At 69.1% G+C, this 14,223-nt stretch carries 17 protein-coding genes; 15 read left to right on the forward strand and 2 right to left on the reverse strand.

All coding sequences use genetic code 11. From position 1 onward, the window contains the following. Position 1 precedes the first annotated feature (1 nt). From ruvX to aroB, 6 genes are read left to right on the forward strand one after another with little or no spacing between them, the layout of a single operon-like run. Positions 2–499 carry a Holliday junction resolvase RuvX gene (ruvX, locus tag HDC34_RS09765; protein ID WP_219819811.1) on the forward strand — a complete coding sequence of 166 codons (498 nt, stop codon included), beginning with the start codon at positions 2–4 and terminating at the stop codon, positions 497–499. Further along, positions 444–1,697 carry an endolytic transglycosylase MltG gene (gene mltG / locus HDC34_RS09770; RefSeq protein WP_308807300.1) on the forward strand — a complete coding sequence of 418 codons (1,254 nt, stop codon included), beginning with the start codon at positions 444–446 and terminating at the stop codon, positions 1,695–1,697. Before ruvX ends, mltG begins: the two co-directional genes overlap by 56 nt. Next, the gene (locus HDC34_RS09775; protein WP_104311968.1) at positions 1,690–2,571 is read left to right on the forward strand and encodes a shikimate dehydrogenase; all 882 of its coding nucleotides are present in this window, start codon (positions 1,690–1,692) and stop codon (positions 2,569–2,571) included. The genes mltG and HDC34_RS09775 overlap by 8 nt, the downstream gene beginning before the upstream one ends. Positions 2,572–2,575: 4 nt before the next feature. After that, complete coding sequence (gene aroC / locus HDC34_RS09780) at positions 2,576–3,847, forward strand: chorismate synthase (protein ID WP_179556721.1); 1,272 nt, start codon at positions 2,576–2,578, stop codon at positions 3,845–3,847. Further along, positions 3,844–4,359, forward strand: a complete 516-nt coding sequence (locus tag HDC34_RS09785) for a shikimate kinase (RefSeq protein ID WP_104311966.1) — start codon at positions 3,844–3,846, stop codon at positions 4,357–4,359. The genes aroC and HDC34_RS09785 overlap by 4 nt, the downstream gene beginning before the upstream one ends. Then, the gene (aroB, locus tag HDC34_RS09790; RefSeq protein WP_104311965.1) at positions 4,352–5,434 is read left to right on the forward strand and encodes a 3-dehydroquinate synthase; all 1,083 of its coding nucleotides are present in this window, start codon (positions 4,352–4,354) and stop codon (positions 5,432–5,434) included. The genes HDC34_RS09785 and aroB overlap by 8 nt, the downstream gene beginning before the upstream one ends. Here the strand turns inward: aroB and HDC34_RS09795 are convergent. After that, complete coding sequence (locus HDC34_RS09795) at positions 5,431–6,015, reverse strand: dihydrofolate reductase family protein (RefSeq protein WP_179556722.1); 585 nt, start codon at positions 6,013–6,015, stop codon at positions 5,431–5,433. The two genes, aroB and HDC34_RS09795, sit on opposite strands and share 4 nt — an antisense overlap. A gap of 73 nt (positions 6,016–6,088) precedes the next feature. Beyond that, a complete protein-coding gene (locus HDC34_RS09800) occupies positions 6,089–6,907 on the reverse strand; it encodes a GNAT family N-acetyltransferase (RefSeq protein ID WP_179556723.1) in 819 nt (272 codons plus the stop codon). 155 nt (positions 6,908–7,062) lie between these two features. Here HDC34_RS09800 and HDC34_RS09805 point away from each other — a divergent pair, with 155 nt between their 5' ends. The 9 genes from HDC34_RS09805 (at position 7,063) to carA (ending at position 14,222) form a co-directional block, all read left to right on the forward strand. Beyond that, positions 7,063–7,932: a Cof-type HAD-IIB family hydrolase gene (locus tag HDC34_RS09805; protein ID WP_179556724.1), complete on the forward strand. Its 870-nt coding sequence runs from the start codon at positions 7,063–7,065 to the stop codon at positions 7,930–7,932. 22 nt (positions 7,933–7,954) lie between these two features. Continuing rightward, positions 7,955–8,422: a type II 3-dehydroquinate dehydratase gene (gene aroQ / locus HDC34_RS09810; RefSeq protein WP_179556725.1), complete on the forward strand. Its 468-nt coding sequence runs from the start codon at positions 7,955–7,957 to the stop codon at positions 8,420–8,422. Between the two features lie 116 nt (positions 8,423–8,538). Further along, complete coding sequence (gene efp, locus HDC34_RS09815) at positions 8,539–9,102, forward strand: elongation factor P (protein ID WP_068484432.1); 564 nt, start codon at positions 8,539–8,541, stop codon at positions 9,100–9,102. Continuing rightward, the gene (gene nusB, locus HDC34_RS09820) at positions 9,102–9,509 is read left to right on the forward strand and encodes a transcription antitermination factor NusB (RefSeq protein WP_068484434.1); all 408 of its coding nucleotides are present in this window, start codon (positions 9,102–9,104) and stop codon (positions 9,507–9,509) included. The genes efp and nusB overlap by 1 nt, the downstream gene beginning before the upstream one ends. Before the next feature lie 109 nt (positions 9,510–9,618). Then, positions 9,619–10,182, forward strand: a complete 564-nt coding sequence (gene pyrR / locus HDC34_RS09825) for a bifunctional pyr operon transcriptional regulator/uracil phosphoribosyltransferase PyrR (RefSeq protein ID WP_104253262.1) — start codon at positions 9,619–9,621, stop codon at positions 10,180–10,182. Then, the gene (locus HDC34_RS09830; protein ID WP_104311960.1) at positions 10,179–11,138 is read left to right on the forward strand and encodes an aspartate carbamoyltransferase catalytic subunit; all 960 of its coding nucleotides are present in this window, start codon (positions 10,179–10,181) and stop codon (positions 11,136–11,138) included. Before pyrR ends, HDC34_RS09830 begins: the two co-directional genes overlap by 4 nt. A gap of 29 nt (positions 11,139–11,167) precedes the next feature. After that, a complete protein-coding gene (locus HDC34_RS09835; RefSeq protein ID WP_179556726.1) occupies positions 11,168–12,511 on the forward strand; it encodes a dihydroorotase in 1,344 nt (447 codons plus the stop codon). Then, entirely contained in the window at positions 12,511–13,053 is a 543-nt protein-coding gene (locus HDC34_RS09840) for a hypothetical protein (protein WP_179556727.1), read from the forward strand. Before HDC34_RS09835 ends, HDC34_RS09840 begins: the two co-directional genes overlap by 1 nt. After that, positions 13,050–14,222, forward strand: coding sequence for a glutamine-hydrolyzing carbamoyl-phosphate synthase small subunit (gene carA / locus HDC34_RS09845; RefSeq protein WP_179556728.1), 1,173 nt, complete (start codon positions 13,050–13,052; stop codon positions 14,220–14,222). The genes HDC34_RS09840 and carA overlap by 4 nt, the downstream gene beginning before the upstream one ends. Position 14,223: the final 1 nt, after the last annotated feature.

A 14,223-nucleotide genomic window follows, 5' to 3' on the forward strand; every position in this document is an offset into this window, starting at 1 on the left:
CATCCGTCCAGGCACGCGCCTCGGCGTCGACGTGGGCAAGGCCCGCGTCGGCGTGAGCAGAAGCGACCCGCACGGAATGCTCGCGACGCCGCTCGAAACGGTGCCGCGGGACGGAGCCAAGGGCGATGCCCACGCCAGGCGGATCGCGGAGCTCGTCGTCGAGTACGGCGCCATCGAGATCGTCGTGGGCCTCCCGCTGTCGCTCTCAGGTGCCGAGACCGCATCGACTGCGGACGCGCGGGCGGTGGCCGAGCAGATCGCCGCCCACTCTCCGGTTCCACTCAGGTTGGTGGACGAGCGTCTGACGACGGTCAGCGCGAGCCGGCAGCTTCGCGACGTGGGCCGGAAGGCCTCCAGATCTCGGAACATCATCGACCAGGTGGCGGCAGTCGTCATCTTGCAGACCTCGCTCGACGCGGAGCGCCAATCCGGACGTGCGCCGGGTGAGCTCCTCTCCCGAAAGGATCAGGACTCTGACGGACAACCAGCCCCCAGGTAGCCAAGAAGGTCGCAAGCGATTCACCCCGGACGATCCGTTCGGTGACCTCTTCTCCGACGAGACCGCGAAGCAGGCGGACGCCAACGACGGCAGTCCGCGAAGGTCCGGCGGGAACCGCAGGCGCCAGTCGGCCGCGGTCAAGCAGGGCAAGCGCAGCCTGATCGTCATCCTCGTGCTCGTCGTTGTCGTGGCAGTGAGCGCGGCGGTCGTCTGGTTCGGCTTCGGCTCCCAGCTGCGCAGCCTGTTCGGGGGTGGTGCGTCCTCTGCGGACTTCGAGGGCAGCGGGAACGGCACGGAGATGGCGTTCACCATCGAATCCGGCGACACCGGCACCTCCATCGGCGAGCGACTCGCCGAGGTCGGCATCGTGAAGTCACCTGGCGCCTTCGTGGATGAGGTGCTCGCGCAGCCCGAGGATCCGGTCTTCATCCCAGGCAGCTACGGAATGCAGGAGGAGATGAGCGCCGAATCCGCGCTCGCCTCGCTGCTCGACCCCGCGAACCGCCAGGAGTCGACCGTCGTGATTCCGGAGGGCACAGCGCTCCAGGACGTCTACGCACTCATCGAGGGTGGCGTCGGCATTCCCGTCGCCGATCTCGAGGCGGCGGCCATCCCGGCGAACTTCGGACTCCCCGCCGAGGCGACGACCCTTGAAGGGTTCCTGTTCCCGGCGACCTACAGCTTCGACCCCGGCGTCGACGCGAACACGGTGCTGAAGACGCTGGTCGACCGCATGTTCCAGTCACTCGACGAGCACGGCGTCGCTCCAGAGGCACGCTGGGACACGATCCGCCTGGCCTCGCTCATCCAGAAGGAAGCGGGCCTCCGCGAGGACTACTACAAGGTCTCGCGGGTGTTCCTCAACAGACTCGACATGGGCATGCTCCTGCAGTCCGACGCGACGGTGGCCTATGGCACCGGCAACACGCACCGAGTCTCGACGAGCGATGCGGAACGCGCCGACGCTGCGAACATCTACAACACCTACGTGCATCCGGGGATGGTCGCGGGGCCGATCTCGAACCCGGGTGACATCGCTATCGATGCTGCCGTGAACCCCGCCGACGGGCCGTGGGTGTACTTCGTGACCTGGAACCTCGACACGGGGGAGACCATCTTCTCTGAGACGTTCGAGGAGCACGAGGTCGCGGTCGCCAAGTGGCTCGCGTGGATGGAAGATCACCCCGAATATGGCTGAGGCAGGCGTGGACTCGCCGGAGACCAGGCTCGCCGTCCTCGGCTCGCCCATCGACCATTCGAAGTCGCCGGCGATCCATGCCGCGGCGTACAGGGAGCTCGGGCTGGACTGGCGCTACGAGCGATTCGACGTTCCGGAAGGCGAGCTCGCCGGCTTCATGTCGACGCGCGGACCGGGGTGGCGGGGGTTCTCCGTCACGATGCCCCTCAAACAGGAGGCGCACGAATTCGCTTCCTGGCTCGCCCCGGCCGCTGTCGAGATCGGGGCCGTCAACACGCTCGTCTTCGACGATCCGGACGCGGGCGGCGCCGCTCGTGGGTGGAACACGGACGTGCTCGGGTTCGTCGCCGCGCTGAACGGTGCGGGGATGGAGGCTGCGCCGAGGGTCCGCCTGCTCGGGGCCGGTGGCACGGCGGCGGCCGTGGTCGCAGCGCTGCCCTCCCTCGGCACGTCTGAGCTGCGTGTCGTCGTCCGCGCGCCCGAGCGCGCGCGGGAGCTGGCCACGCTGGCATCATCGCTCGGGGTCGGCGTCGACGTGCTGACCTTCGCCCAGTTCGACGCCCTGCCGGCCGAGTCCAAGCACGCCGAGCTCGTCGTCAACACCATCCCGGGTGACCAGGACCATCTCCTGGTCGATGAGGCCTGGGTCGACGGAGCACTCCTGTTCGACGTGCTCTACGACCCGTGGCCGACGAATCTCGCGTCGCGCTGGCTGTCTGCTGGCGGACGGGTCGTCTCCGGACTCGAGCTCCTGCTCGAGCAGGCTCTCGTGCAAGTGCGTCTCTTCACGGGACGCGGGGTGTCCGAACGGCTGCCGCGAGAGGCCGAGGTGCGGGCCGCGATGCGGAGCGCCGCGCTGCGCGTGTCAGAATAGTCCAATGCTTCGATGGCTCACGGCCGGGGAATCCCACGGCCCAGAACTCCTTGCGATCCTCGAGGGACTCCCAGCTGGTGTCCCGCTGTCCCTCGACGATCTCCGCACCGACCTCGCGCGGCGAAAGCTCGGCCACGGCCGGGGAGCGCGGATGAAGTTCGAGCAGGACGAGCTGACGCTCTCCGCGGGCGTGCGCCACGGCGCCACGATGGGTTCGCCCATCGGCATCCGCATCGGCAACACGGAGTGGCCCAAGTGGGTCGAGGTCATGAGTCCGGAGCCGGTGGATCCCGCCGTGTTCGACACTGGCCGGGGTGCGAAACTCACGCGTCCACGCCCGGGACATGCCGATCTCATCGGCATGCAGAAGCACGGCTTCGACGACGCCCGCCCCGTCCTTGAGCGCGCGAGCGCCCGTGAGACAGCGGCGCGCGTCGCGCTCGGTGCGATCGCGAAGCGCTTCCTGGCCGAGCTGGGGATCACCACGCTCAGTCACACGCTGGCCATCGGCACGGTTCGCGTTCCAGACGACGCACCCCTGCCCGTCTACGCGGACCTCGCGGCGATCGACGCCGATCCCGTCCGCGTCTTCGATGCGGAGACGTCGGCGGCGGCCGTCGCGCTCATCGACGAGGTCCGCAAGAGCGGCGACACGCTCGGCGGGGTCACGGAGGTCCTCGTGTGGGGACTGCCGCCTGGCATCGGCTCCTACGTGCACTGGGACCGTCGACTCGACGCGCGTCTCGCGAAGGCGCTCATGAGCGTCCAGGCCATCAAGGGCGTCGAGGTCGGCGACGGGTTCGAGACGACTCGTCGTCCGGGAACCTCGGCGCACGACCCGCTCTACGTCCGGGATGGCTCCATCGTGCGCTCGAGCGACCGCGCCGGCGGTATCGAGGGTGGCATGGCGACGGGCACGGTCCTGCGCGTGCGCGCGGGCATGAAGCCGATCGCGACCGTTCCGAAGGCGCTGCACACCGTGGATGTCGCCACCGGTCAGGACGCGGCGGCCCACCACCAGCGCTCCGACGTGTGCGCGGTCCCGGCCTCCGGCGTCGTCGTCGAGGCCATGGTGGCCCTCACGATCGCGGACTCGATCCTGGAGAAGTTCGGCGGGGACTCGGTGGCGGAGACGAAGCGGAACATCGAGAGCTACCTCGGGAGCATCCCACCCCTGCTGCGCACGTCCCACGAGTCGGTCTCCGAGTCCGAGCTGCAGGCTAGTCCCGTCGACGAGACGCCGATGGGGGACTCGCTGAGCGAGTGGCGCGTATGAGCGTCGTCCTCATCGGCCCGCCGGCGGCCGGCAAGTCGAGGGCCGGGCGCCGCCTCGCGAAGGTGCTCGGCGCGAGCTACGCCGACACCGACAAGGTGATCGTGGCGCGCCACGGGGCGATTCCCGACATCTTCGCCGCGCACGGGGAAGTCGAGTTCCGGCGACTCGAACGCGACGTGATCGCGGAGCACCTCGAGACGACCGAGGTCCTCTCACTCGGGGGCGGGGCGGTCATGGACGTCGAGACGCAGTCGCGGCTCGACGGCCACACCGTCGTGCTGCTGACCGCGTCCCCCGCTGCCATCACGGAGCGCATCACCGGCAACTCGAAGCGGCCGCTCATCACGGGCATCGAGAGCTGGACGCAGATCTACGAAGCCCGTCGCGAGACGTACGAGCGTCTCGCGGACGTGAGCTTCGACACCTCATTCCGGCCCATGGTCCGCGTCGTCGACGACATCGCGGAGTGGCTGGAGCAGAACTCCAAGGAAGGACCAAGCGACGTTGCCTGAGATCATCGAGGTTCCCGGCGCCCACGGCGACATCATCATCGGGGGCGGCCAGTTCCGCGACGCGGCCGCCGTGGTCCCGGCGCTGCTCGGCGAGGGCGTCGCCAAGGTCCTGATCGTGCACGCCCCCCACCTCGCGAATGTGGCGGAGCGTGTCCGGGAGCAGCTCGTCGGCGAGTACACCCAGGTTCTGATCGCCGAGATCCCGGATGCGGAGGGCGCGAAGCGCATCGAGGTGGCCGCGTTCTGCTGGCAGATCCTCGGCCAGGCGGACTTCACGAGGTCGGACGCCGTGATCACGATCGGCGGAGGCGCGACGAGCGACATCGGCGGCTTCATCGCCGCGACGTGGCTGCGTGGCGTCAAGGTCGTGCACATGCCCACGACGGTGCTCGCGATGGTCGACGCAGCGATCGGTGGCAAGACAGGGCTGAACACGAACGAGGGCAAGAACCTCGTCGGGTCCTTCCACCCTCCTGCTGGCGTCGTCATCGATCCGGAGATCCTCGACAGCCTGCCGCGAAACGAGCTCCTGGCCGGCTTCGCCGAGGTCGTGAAGGCCGGCTTCATCGCGGAGCCGGAGATCCTCGACATCATCGAGCGTGACCCGGAGCGGGCTACCGACCCCACGACCCCCGAGTTCCTCCGGGTGCTCGAGCTCGCGATCCGCGTCAAGGCGAGGGTCGTCGGCGAGGACTTCACCGAGCAGGGGCTGCGGGAGATCCTCAACTACGGCCACACGCTCGGGCACGCCATCGAGAACGCGGAGCGCTACCAGTGGCGCCACGGTGCCGCCATCTCCATCGGCATGGTGTTCGTCGCCGAGCTGGCGAGGCTCTCCGGGCGCCTGGACGACGCGACCGCGGACCGCCACACGGCGATCCTCGAGCTCCTCGGTCTCCCCACGAGCTATCCAGCCGGCCGCTGGAAGACGTTGCTCGCCACGATGCGCCGCGACAAGAAGGCGCGGGGCGCCATGCTCCGGTTCGTCGTCCTCGATGGCCTCGGGCGTCCGACGATCATGCGCGCGCCTGACGAGAGCCTGCTCTTCGCCGCGTACCAGGAGATCGCCAGCTAGGCGCCCCGGCGTTCGTCGCACCGAACATACTCGTCGAGCGTCACGCCTGATTCGAAGCGCCGCGTCGCGCTCAGGGTGAATGCCTGCGGTGAGTATCCAGCGTGGCCGAAGAGCGGAACGCCGGCACCGAAGACGACCGGGTTCCGCTTCAGCACGAGGCGGTCGATCTCACCGCGCAGTGAGCCGGCGAGCTCCCCTCCGCCGCAGAGCCAGATCGGCAGCCCGTCCTCGTCCTTCAGCCGCCGGACGGTGTCGACGGGGTCGCTCGTGAGCGTCATGTCATCAGCGACGCGCCGGTCGCCGCGGCTCGCGACGACCTGACGCAGATGCGGGTACGGGCTCTCGATGCCGACATCGAGAGCTGGGCGTAGGGTGTTCCAGCCCATGATGACGGTGTCGAACGTCGTGCCGGGGGCCTGCATCCCGAGCGCTTCGAGCACGTGCGCAGGGAACGCGTCGGCGTAGTCCGCGAGCAGGGTGGCCATGTGGTCGCCCTCCATCGGGAAGGCGTCGAAGCCTCCGCTCGGGTCGGCGATGAATCCGTCGATGCTCGTCGCGACGTAGTACACGAGCTCACGCATGAGCTTGCCCCCTCTGCCTCACTGGTTCGAGGACCCTACGATGCCGCCCTGGGTCGCCGCTCCCAGTCGGCGTTCAGCAGCAGCTGGTCCGCGCTGGACCCTCCAGGTAGCGGAACGCCCCGAGCCGGTGATACCCAAGCCGGTCGAAGAGACGGATCGAGGCGTCGTTGCCGTCGACCACCATGGCCAGGCAGGACGATGCGCCGAGCGCGAAGGCTTCGTGCTCGGCACGCTTGAGGAGCTGACGGGCGTAGCCGCGTCCCCGGCTCGCCCGATCGGTGACCAGGCAGTCGACGATCCCGAGGCCGTCGACCACCGTGAGCCGCGCTGTCGCCACGAGGGAGCCGTCGACGCTCACGCTGAGGAAGCTCGGCGTGCCCTGGCTCAGGATGCGCGGGGCGAGGCGGCGGTCGCTCGGCAGGCGGCGGCCGTTCCAGGTCAGCCAGGCGTCGAGCCAGTCGGGTGGGAGCTGCGGGGCGGATGCCGAGACGACCGCGGATGGATGCGAGCCAGTGAGCGGCTGGCGAGGGCCGTCCGCTGGGCCGAGCGAGCACGCGAAGACCTCGCCAGAGAGCGAGGTCACGTAGCCGAACGCCCGCAGCGCCGCCACCTCATCCGAGTCACTCAAGTCGGTCGTGAGGAAACGGCTGGGGAGCCCACGCACGCGGTACGCCTCCTCGACGGCGCCGACCGCCGCCGGTAGGTCCTTCACCGCGCCGAGCATCCACACACTGTTCGCGCGCCTCGTGAACCCCTCCGAGAAACCGAGGAGCCAACCGCCGAGTCGTCGCTCGTCGAGGGCGGGCCAGCTGCCTCGCAGCGCCGCGACCGCGCGATCGAGCGACAGCGTGGAGGCCCGCTCGCTGGCCGGGGTCGCAGGGTCGGCAGACATGCTCAGAGGCTAGGCGGTCGCCGTTCGCTCCGCCAGGTGCCTGTGCCCGTCGGCGTGCTCGCATCGTCTAGCCTGGTGGACGGCCAGGCTGCTGCGTCATCCTCTCGACGGAGCACCGAAGGCATCAGTCGCACGCACCCACCAGAAGGACACAGTTGACCAGGCGCATCGTCTTCCTCGACATCGACGGCACTCTCATCGACGATCAGGAGCGCATCCAGCCGTCGACGGTCGAGGCCGTCAGCCGCGCGAGGGCCGCCGGCCACCTGGTCTTCATCTGCACCGGCCGGTCGCGCGCGGAGATCTACCCCCAGATCCTCGACATCGGCTTCGACGGAATCGTGAGCGCCGGCGGCAGCTTCGTGTGGTTCGACGGGGAGACGCGCGTCTCACGCACGATGTCGCTCGACGACGTCGCCTTCGCCATCGACGTGTTCACCCGGTCTGGGATCGATTTCTACGTGCAGAGCGACTCGGCAGTCGTCGCAAGTCCCGGCTTCCGCGCGCACCTCCGGAGGCTGCTCGCCGTCGAGCTCGCCGACTCCGACCGTGTCGAGGCCGACGGAGCGCTGCAGTTCGAGACGTTCTTCGAGGAGGGTGGCGAGGTGCTGCGAGACGACATCGGCAAGATGTGCTTCCTGAGCGCCGAAACCCCCATCGACGCTATCCGCGAGGCCTTCGCCGGACGCTTCGACGTCATCAACGCCACGGTCCCTGTTCTCGGCCCCCACAGCGGCGAGCTCCTGCAACTCGGCGTGAACAAGGGGAGCGCCATCCTCGAGGTGTGCCGCCTGAAGGGGCTCGAGCGGGCGGACACGATCGGGATCGGCGACAGCATCAACGACGTCGAGATGCTCCAGCTCACGGGAGTCGGCGTCGCGATGGGCAACGCACCCGATGCCATCAAGGCCTACGCCGACCAGGTGACGACCGGCGTCGACGACAACGGGGTCTGGAACGCGTTCGTGCGCAACGAGCTCATCTCGGCGGACGAGTCGGTCGTCCCGACCGCGGCCTTCGCCTGACCCCGTCTATAGACTGACCCGCATGCGCATCCTCGTTCTCGGCGGCCCCAACCTCGATCGACTCGGCACCCGCGAGCCGGAGACGTACGGCACGCAGACGCTCGCCGACATCGTCGAGCTCCTCCGCGCTGCAGCTGGCGGCGGCGTCGAGATCGACGCACGGCAGTCCAACTTCGAGGGCCAGCTGGTCGAGTGGCTGCATGAAGCGGCGGATGCGCGCACCCCGGTCATCCTGAACCCCGCCGCGCTCACCCATTACTCCATCGCGCTCCGCGACGCGGTCTCGATCGTCACGGAGACGGGGACCCCGGTCATCGAGGTGCACCTGTCGAACCCGCACGCACGCGAGGCGTTCCGGCACACGAGCGTCATCTCGGCGGTCGCGACGGGCGTCGTCGCAGGTCTCGGCGCAGGCTCGTACCTGGCGGCACTCGAAGGCATCCGCGCCATGAGCGAGGCGAAACAGGCCTCTTCGGAGACCCTGCACTAGACTTCTCCGGGGCCGCTGGGGCAAACGCCTCGCGCCGACAGCTCGCGCGTACCTCAACCAGGTGGCGATAACTGAAGAATCCCGCTCTTGCGCGGGATGGACACGGAGAAACTTCCATGGCAACTACGGCAGACATCAAGAACGGCGTTGTGCTTCTCATCGAGAAGCAACTCTGGCAGGTCATCGACTTCCAGCACGTCAAGCCCGGCAAGGGCGGTGCCTTCGTGCGCACCAAGCTCAAGCAGGTCGTCAGCGGCAAGACCGTCGACCGCACGTTCAACGCCGGCGCCAAGATCGAGACCGCGACGGTCGACCGCCGCGACTTCCAGTACCTCTACCGCGACGGCGACGGCTACGTCTTCATGGACCAGACCGACTACGACCAGATCACGCTCGACGAGCGGATCGTGGGTGACGCGGCCAAGTACATGCTCGAGCAGCAGAGCGTGCAGATCGCGCTGAACGAGGGCGAGCCGCTCTACATCGAGCTCCCGCCGTCGGTGGTGCTCGAGATCACGTACACCGAGCCGGGCCTGCAGGGCGACCGCTCCAATGCGGGCACCAAGCCCGCGACCGTCGAGACCGGCGCGGAGATCCAGGTGCCGCTGTTCGTCGACGCCGGCACGAAGGTCAAGATCGACACCCGCACGGGCGACTACCTGGGCCGCGTCAACGACTAGTGAGCGCGCGCACGAAGGCGCGCAAGCGCGCCATGGACATCCTGTTCGCCTCCGACGTTCGCGGGACCCCGATCCCCGAGCTCCTCGGCCAGGAAGCGGAGCGGGCCGCTGATGAGCCCGACCGCGCGGCGAGCTGGCGCTACGCCAGGGAGATCGTGCTCGGCGTCATCGAGCACGCAGATGAGATCGACGGCTACATCGTCGAGACCGCTCGCGACTGGACGCTGGAGCGCATGCCCGCGCTCGACCGCTCGATCCTCCGCGTCGCGATCTGGGAGCTCAAGTACAACGACGAGATCCCCGCCGCCGTGGCCATCACCGAGGCCGTCAGCGCCGCCGGTGAGTACTCGACGGACGCGTCGGGCAAGTTCATCCACGGCGTGCTCGGCCGCATCAGCGAGCAGTAGCCGATGCTAGGCTGGGGGCTCGAGCCGAGACCGCCACAGGCGAGACGGCCCGGCCCCCAGTTCCAGACATCCTTTAACACCGTCCAGTGAGGCGGGGAAGGAGGTCGACGTGCCCCAGCGAACCGTGCTGAATCACGACGACGTTCAACGAGCCCTCGTGCGAATCGCGCACCAGATCCTCGAGCAGAACCGTGGGTCGAAGGACCTGCTCCTGCTCGGCATCCCGAGCCGAGGAGTTCCCCTCGCGAAGCGCCTCGCCAGCCTCATCGCCGGCTTCGAGGCCTCGAACGGGACACACGTCGACGCCGCGGAGATCGCTGGCGCACTCGACGTGACGATGTACCGTGACGATCTGCGCCGCGGACCGGCACGCGTCTCGCAGCCCACGCACATCCCCGTGGGCGGCATCGACGGCAAGACCGTGGTGCTCGTCGATGACGTGCTCTTCTCCGGTCGCACGGTGCGAGCCGCCCTCGACGCGCTCAGCGATACCGGCCGGCCTCGTGCCGTGCAGCTCGCCGTCCTGGTCGACCGCGGGCACCGCGAGCTCCCGATCCGCGCGGACTACGTCGGGAAGAACCTGCCCTCCGCCCGGAGCGAGCGCATCGGCGTCGAGCTCACGGAGCTCGACGGCGGCGACCGCGTCGTCATCACCGACGGGGGACGTGCATGAAGCACCTGCTCTCCACGAAGGGCATGAGTCGCGAGGACGCGATCATGCTGCTCGACGTCGCCGAGGACATGTCGGATGTCGGCGACCGCGAGGTGAAGAAGCTGCCAGCTCTTCGAGGCATCACCGTCGTGAACCTGTTCTATGAGGACTCGACGCGCACCCGCATCTCGTTCGAAGCCGCGGAGAAGCGGCTCTCCGCTGACGTCATCAACTTCGGCGCCAAGGGATCGAGCGTCTCCAAGGGAGAGTCGCTCAAAGACACGGCGCAGACGCTCAAGGCCATCGGCGCCGATGCCGTCGTCATCAGGCACCCCTCGAGCGGCGCGCCGCAGCTCCTCGCCGAGCGTGACTGGATCGACGCCCCCATCCTGAACGCCGGCGACGGCATGCACGAGCACCCCACGCAGGCGCTCCTCGACGCGTTCACGCTGCGACGTCGCGTCCACGGACGCGCCGCGGCCCGGGGAAAGGGGCTCGACGGCTGCCACATCGTCATCGTCGGTGACATCCTGCACTCGCGAGTGGCCAGATCGAACGTGTGGCTCCTCACGACGCTCGGGGCCGAGGTCACGCTCGTCGGCCCGCCGACCCTCGTCCCCGTGCGCACGGAGTCCTGGCCGGCGACGATCACGAGCGACCTCGACGCGGCGCTCGCCACGCACCCGACCGCGGTCATGCTGCTCCGCATCCAGGCGGAGCGGATGCACGACGCCTTCTTCCCGAACACGCGCGAGTACGCCAAGAACTGGGGGCTCGGCGAGACCCGGTTCCGGAGCCTGCCCGAGGCTACGATGGTCATGCATCCCGGCCCCATGAACCGCGGTCTGGAGATCTCCTCGATCGCCGCCGACTCACCGCAGTCGACCGTCCTCGAGCAGGTCGCGAACGGCGTCGCCGTCCGCATGGCCGCGCTCTACGTGCTCTGCTCCGGCGAGCGCGAGGGGAGCGGCTCGTGAACCAGGGCCCAGGAAACGAGAAAGGCACCATGACCACGCTGTATCGAGGCGCCAAGCTGCTCGGCGCCGACCCCGTCGACGTGCTCGTCGCCGGAACCACGATCGCCGAAGTCGCCCCGGTCGGATCCGTCTCCGTGGACGGCGTGGAACGCGTCATCGACGTCCAGGGCCTCGTGCTCCTGCCCGGCCTCGTCGACCTCCACACGCACCTGCGCGAACCTGGCTTCGAGTCGAGCGAGACGGTGCTCACCGGCACCCGCGCTGCGGCGTTCGGCGGGTACACGACGGTGTTCGCCATGGCGAACACCTCTCCGGTCCAGGACACGGCGGGTGTGGTCGAGGCGGTCGCCGCGCTCGGTCGCGCCGCCGGATACGCCGATGTCCGGCCCATCGGGGCCGTGACGGTCGGGCTCGAGGGCGAGCAGCTCTCCGAGATCGGCGCGATGGCGCAGTCGAACGCCGGCGTCCGCGTGTTCTCCGACGACGGCAAGTGCGTCTTCGATCCGCTCATCATGCGTCGCGCCCTCGAGTACGTGAAGGCGTTCGGCGGAGTCGTCGCCCAGCACGCCCAGGACCCTCGCCTCACGGCAGGGGCCCAGATGAACGAAGGAGCGCTCTCGGCCGAGCTCGGCCTCGGCGGGTGGCCGGCGGTGGCCGAATCCTCGATCATCGCGCGCGACGCACTGCTCGCCGATCACGTCTCCTCGCGCCTGCACGTCTGCCACGTCTCCACCCGCGAAGGTGTGGATGTCGTGCGCTGGGCAAAGACACGCGGCATCGACGTGACCGCTGAGGTCACGCCCCACCACCTCCTCCTCACCGAGGAGCTCGTGCGCGGCTACGACGCCCGGTTCAAGGTCAACCCGCCGCTTCGGACGCAGGATGACGTGCTCGCGGTGCGAGAAGCGCTGGCCGACGGCACGATCGACATCGTCGCCACCGACCACGCGCCGCATCCCGTCGATGCCAAGGAGACCGAGTGGGACCAGGCCGCGATGGGCATGGTCGGGCTCGAGTCCGCCCTGCGCGTCGTGCAGCACACCATGGTCGACACGGGCGCGCTCAGCTGGGCGGACGTGGCGCGGATCATGTCCGAGACTCCTGCTCGCATCGGGGGCGACTCCGCATCTGGACGCCCCGTCGCGGCCGGTGAGCTCGCCAACCTCGTCTTCTACGACCCAGCTCCGACGGCTGACTTCACGACGGCCGCACTCGGAGGCAAAAGCATCAACTCGCCATTCCTCGGCATGCCGCTGCCCGGCCGGGTCGTGCACACCGTCTACCGCGGAACCCGCACGCTCGACGACGGCGTCCTCCTCTCGGCCGAAGGTGCGGCCGCCGCCGCCCGAGCGCGCGAGCAGGAACTCGCCTGATGGACGACCGCGTACTCCCCGCCGCCCTCACGATCGTCGCGTTCCTCGTCATCGTCGCGCTCATGTGGCTCGGCTGGCGACGCCGGACACGGGCGCAGGCCGGCATCGCCACGCCCCTGAGCCCCCCGCAGTCGACGGAGCAGCCGCTCGGGCACTGGCACGACGTGCACTACGTGTCGACGAGCCGCACGGGTGACACCCTCGACCGCATCGTCGTCCCGCCGCTCGGATTCCGGGGGCGGGCTGAGGTGACCGTGCTCCGGGAAGGACCCGTCGTGCGCATCGCAGGCGAACGAGCCTTCTTCATCCCCGCGGCAGACATCGAGGCCACCATCGACGGCACCGTCACGATCGACCGAGTCGTCGAGAACGGCGGGCTCACGATCATCCGGTGGCTCCTGCCCGGCGACGACGCAGCGAGCGACCGCGTGAGCGTCGAGACCTCCCTCAGAGTTGTCGACGCCACCGCGCGAGAACAGCTCAAGACCGCGCTGCACTCGCTGCAGCGAACACCAGCCCCCACGACCGAGGAGTCCTCATGACGCCACCAATTCCCGCCGTGCTCGTCCTGGAGGACGGGACGCGATACGAGGGCGACGCGTACGGCGCCGTCGGCGAGACGCTCGGCGAAGTCGTGTTCTCGACCGGCATGACCGGCTACCAGGAGACGCTGACGGACCCGAGCTACGCAGGCCAGATCGTCGTCCAGACCGCCCCGCACATCGGCAACACCGGGGTCAACGCGGAGGACATGGAGTCGCGCCAGATCTGGGTCGACGGGTACGTCGTCCGCGACCCCTCCCGCGTCGTCTCGAACTGGCGCTCCGAGGACACGCTCGAGAACGCCCTGACCGAGACCAGCATCGTCGGCATCGCCGGCGTCGACACCCGTGCGCTCACGCGACGCATCCGCAGCGAGGGCTCGATGCGCGGCGGGATCTTCTCCGGCGAGGCGGCCTCGGCCGACGAGACCACGCTGCTCGAGAAGGTGCGTTCGCAGCCGAGCATGGCGGGCCGCAACCTCAGCGACCGCGTCTCGACGCCGGAGCCCATCGTGCACCCGTCGACGGCCGACGAGCGGATCGGCTCCGTCGCCATCATCGACCTGGGCATCAAGACGGCCACGATCAAGGCGCTGGCCGAGCGTGGCTTCGACGTGCACGTGCTGCCGCACGCCACGACCATCGACCAGCTCCGCGAGCTCGCCCCCACCGCCGTCTTCTACTCCAACGGGCCGGGCGACCCTGCATCCAGCGACGCGCACGTGGAGCTGCTGCAGAACGTCCTCCGCGACGGCACACCGTTCTTCGGCATCTGCTTCGGCAACCAGCTGCTCGGCCGTGCCCTCGGCTTCGACACGTACAAGCTGCCCTTCGGCCACCGCGGCATCAACCAGCCCGTCGTCGACACGTTCTCCGGCCGCATCGAGATCACCGCCCAGAACCACGGCTTCGCCGTCCAGGCTCCACTCGACGGCCCCGTCGAGACGCCAGCCGGCTTCGGCCGCGCGCAGGTCAGCCACATCGGCCTCAACGACCAGGTCGTCGAAGGCCTCCGCTGCCTCGACATCCCGGCGTTCAGCGTGCAGTTCCACCCAGAGGCGGCGGCGGGCCCCCACGACTCGGCCCCGCTCTTCGACCAGTTCAGGCAGATGGTGCGCGAGCACCTCGCCACCTCATCCACCCCCACCAACGGCCAGGAGAACGCGTAAG

The organism is Pseudoclavibacter sp. JAI123 (assembly GCF_013409665.1).
Lineage (GTDB): Bacteria > Actinomycetota > Actinomycetes > Actinomycetales > Microbacteriaceae > Pseudoclavibacter.

Coding starts and splice junctions, on each gene's coding strand:
- HDC34_RS09775 (WP_104311968.1), top strand. CDS start 1,690: ATGGCTGAGGCAGGCGTGGACTCGCCGGAGACCAGGCTCGCCGTCCTC.
- aroC (WP_179556721.1), top strand. CDS start 2,576: ATGCTTCGATGGCTCACGGCCGGGGAATCCCACGGCCCAGAACTCCTT.
- HDC34_RS09785 (WP_104311966.1), top strand. CDS start 3,844: ATGAGCGTCGTCCTCATCGGCCCGCCGGCGGCCGGCAAGTCGAGGGCC.
- HDC34_RS09795 (WP_179556722.1), bottom strand. CDS start 6,015: ATGCGTGAGCTCGTGTACTACGTCGCGACGAGCATCGACGGATTCATC.
- HDC34_RS09800 (WP_179556723.1), bottom strand. CDS start 6,907: ATGTCTGCCGACCCTGCGACCCCGGCCAGCGAGCGGGCCTCCACGCTG.
- aroQ (WP_179556725.1), top strand. CDS start 7,955: ATGCGCATCCTCGTTCTCGGCGGCCCCAACCTCGATCGACTCGGCACC.
- efp (WP_068484432.1), top strand. CDS start 8,539: ATGGCAACTACGGCAGACATCAAGAACGGCGTTGTGCTTCTCATCGAG.
- HDC34_RS09830 (WP_104311960.1), top strand. CDS start 10,179: ATGAAGCACCTGCTCTCCACGAAGGGCATGAGTCGCGAGGACGCGATC.
- HDC34_RS09835 (WP_179556726.1), top strand. CDS start 11,168: ATGACCACGCTGTATCGAGGCGCCAAGCTGCTCGGCGCCGACCCCGTC.
- HDC34_RS09840 (WP_179556727.1), top strand. CDS start 12,511: ATGGACGACCGCGTACTCCCCGCCGCCCTCACGATCGTCGCGTTCCTC.
- carA (WP_179556728.1), top strand. CDS start 13,050: ATGACGCCACCAATTCCCGCCGTGCTCGTCCTGGAGGACGGGACGCGA.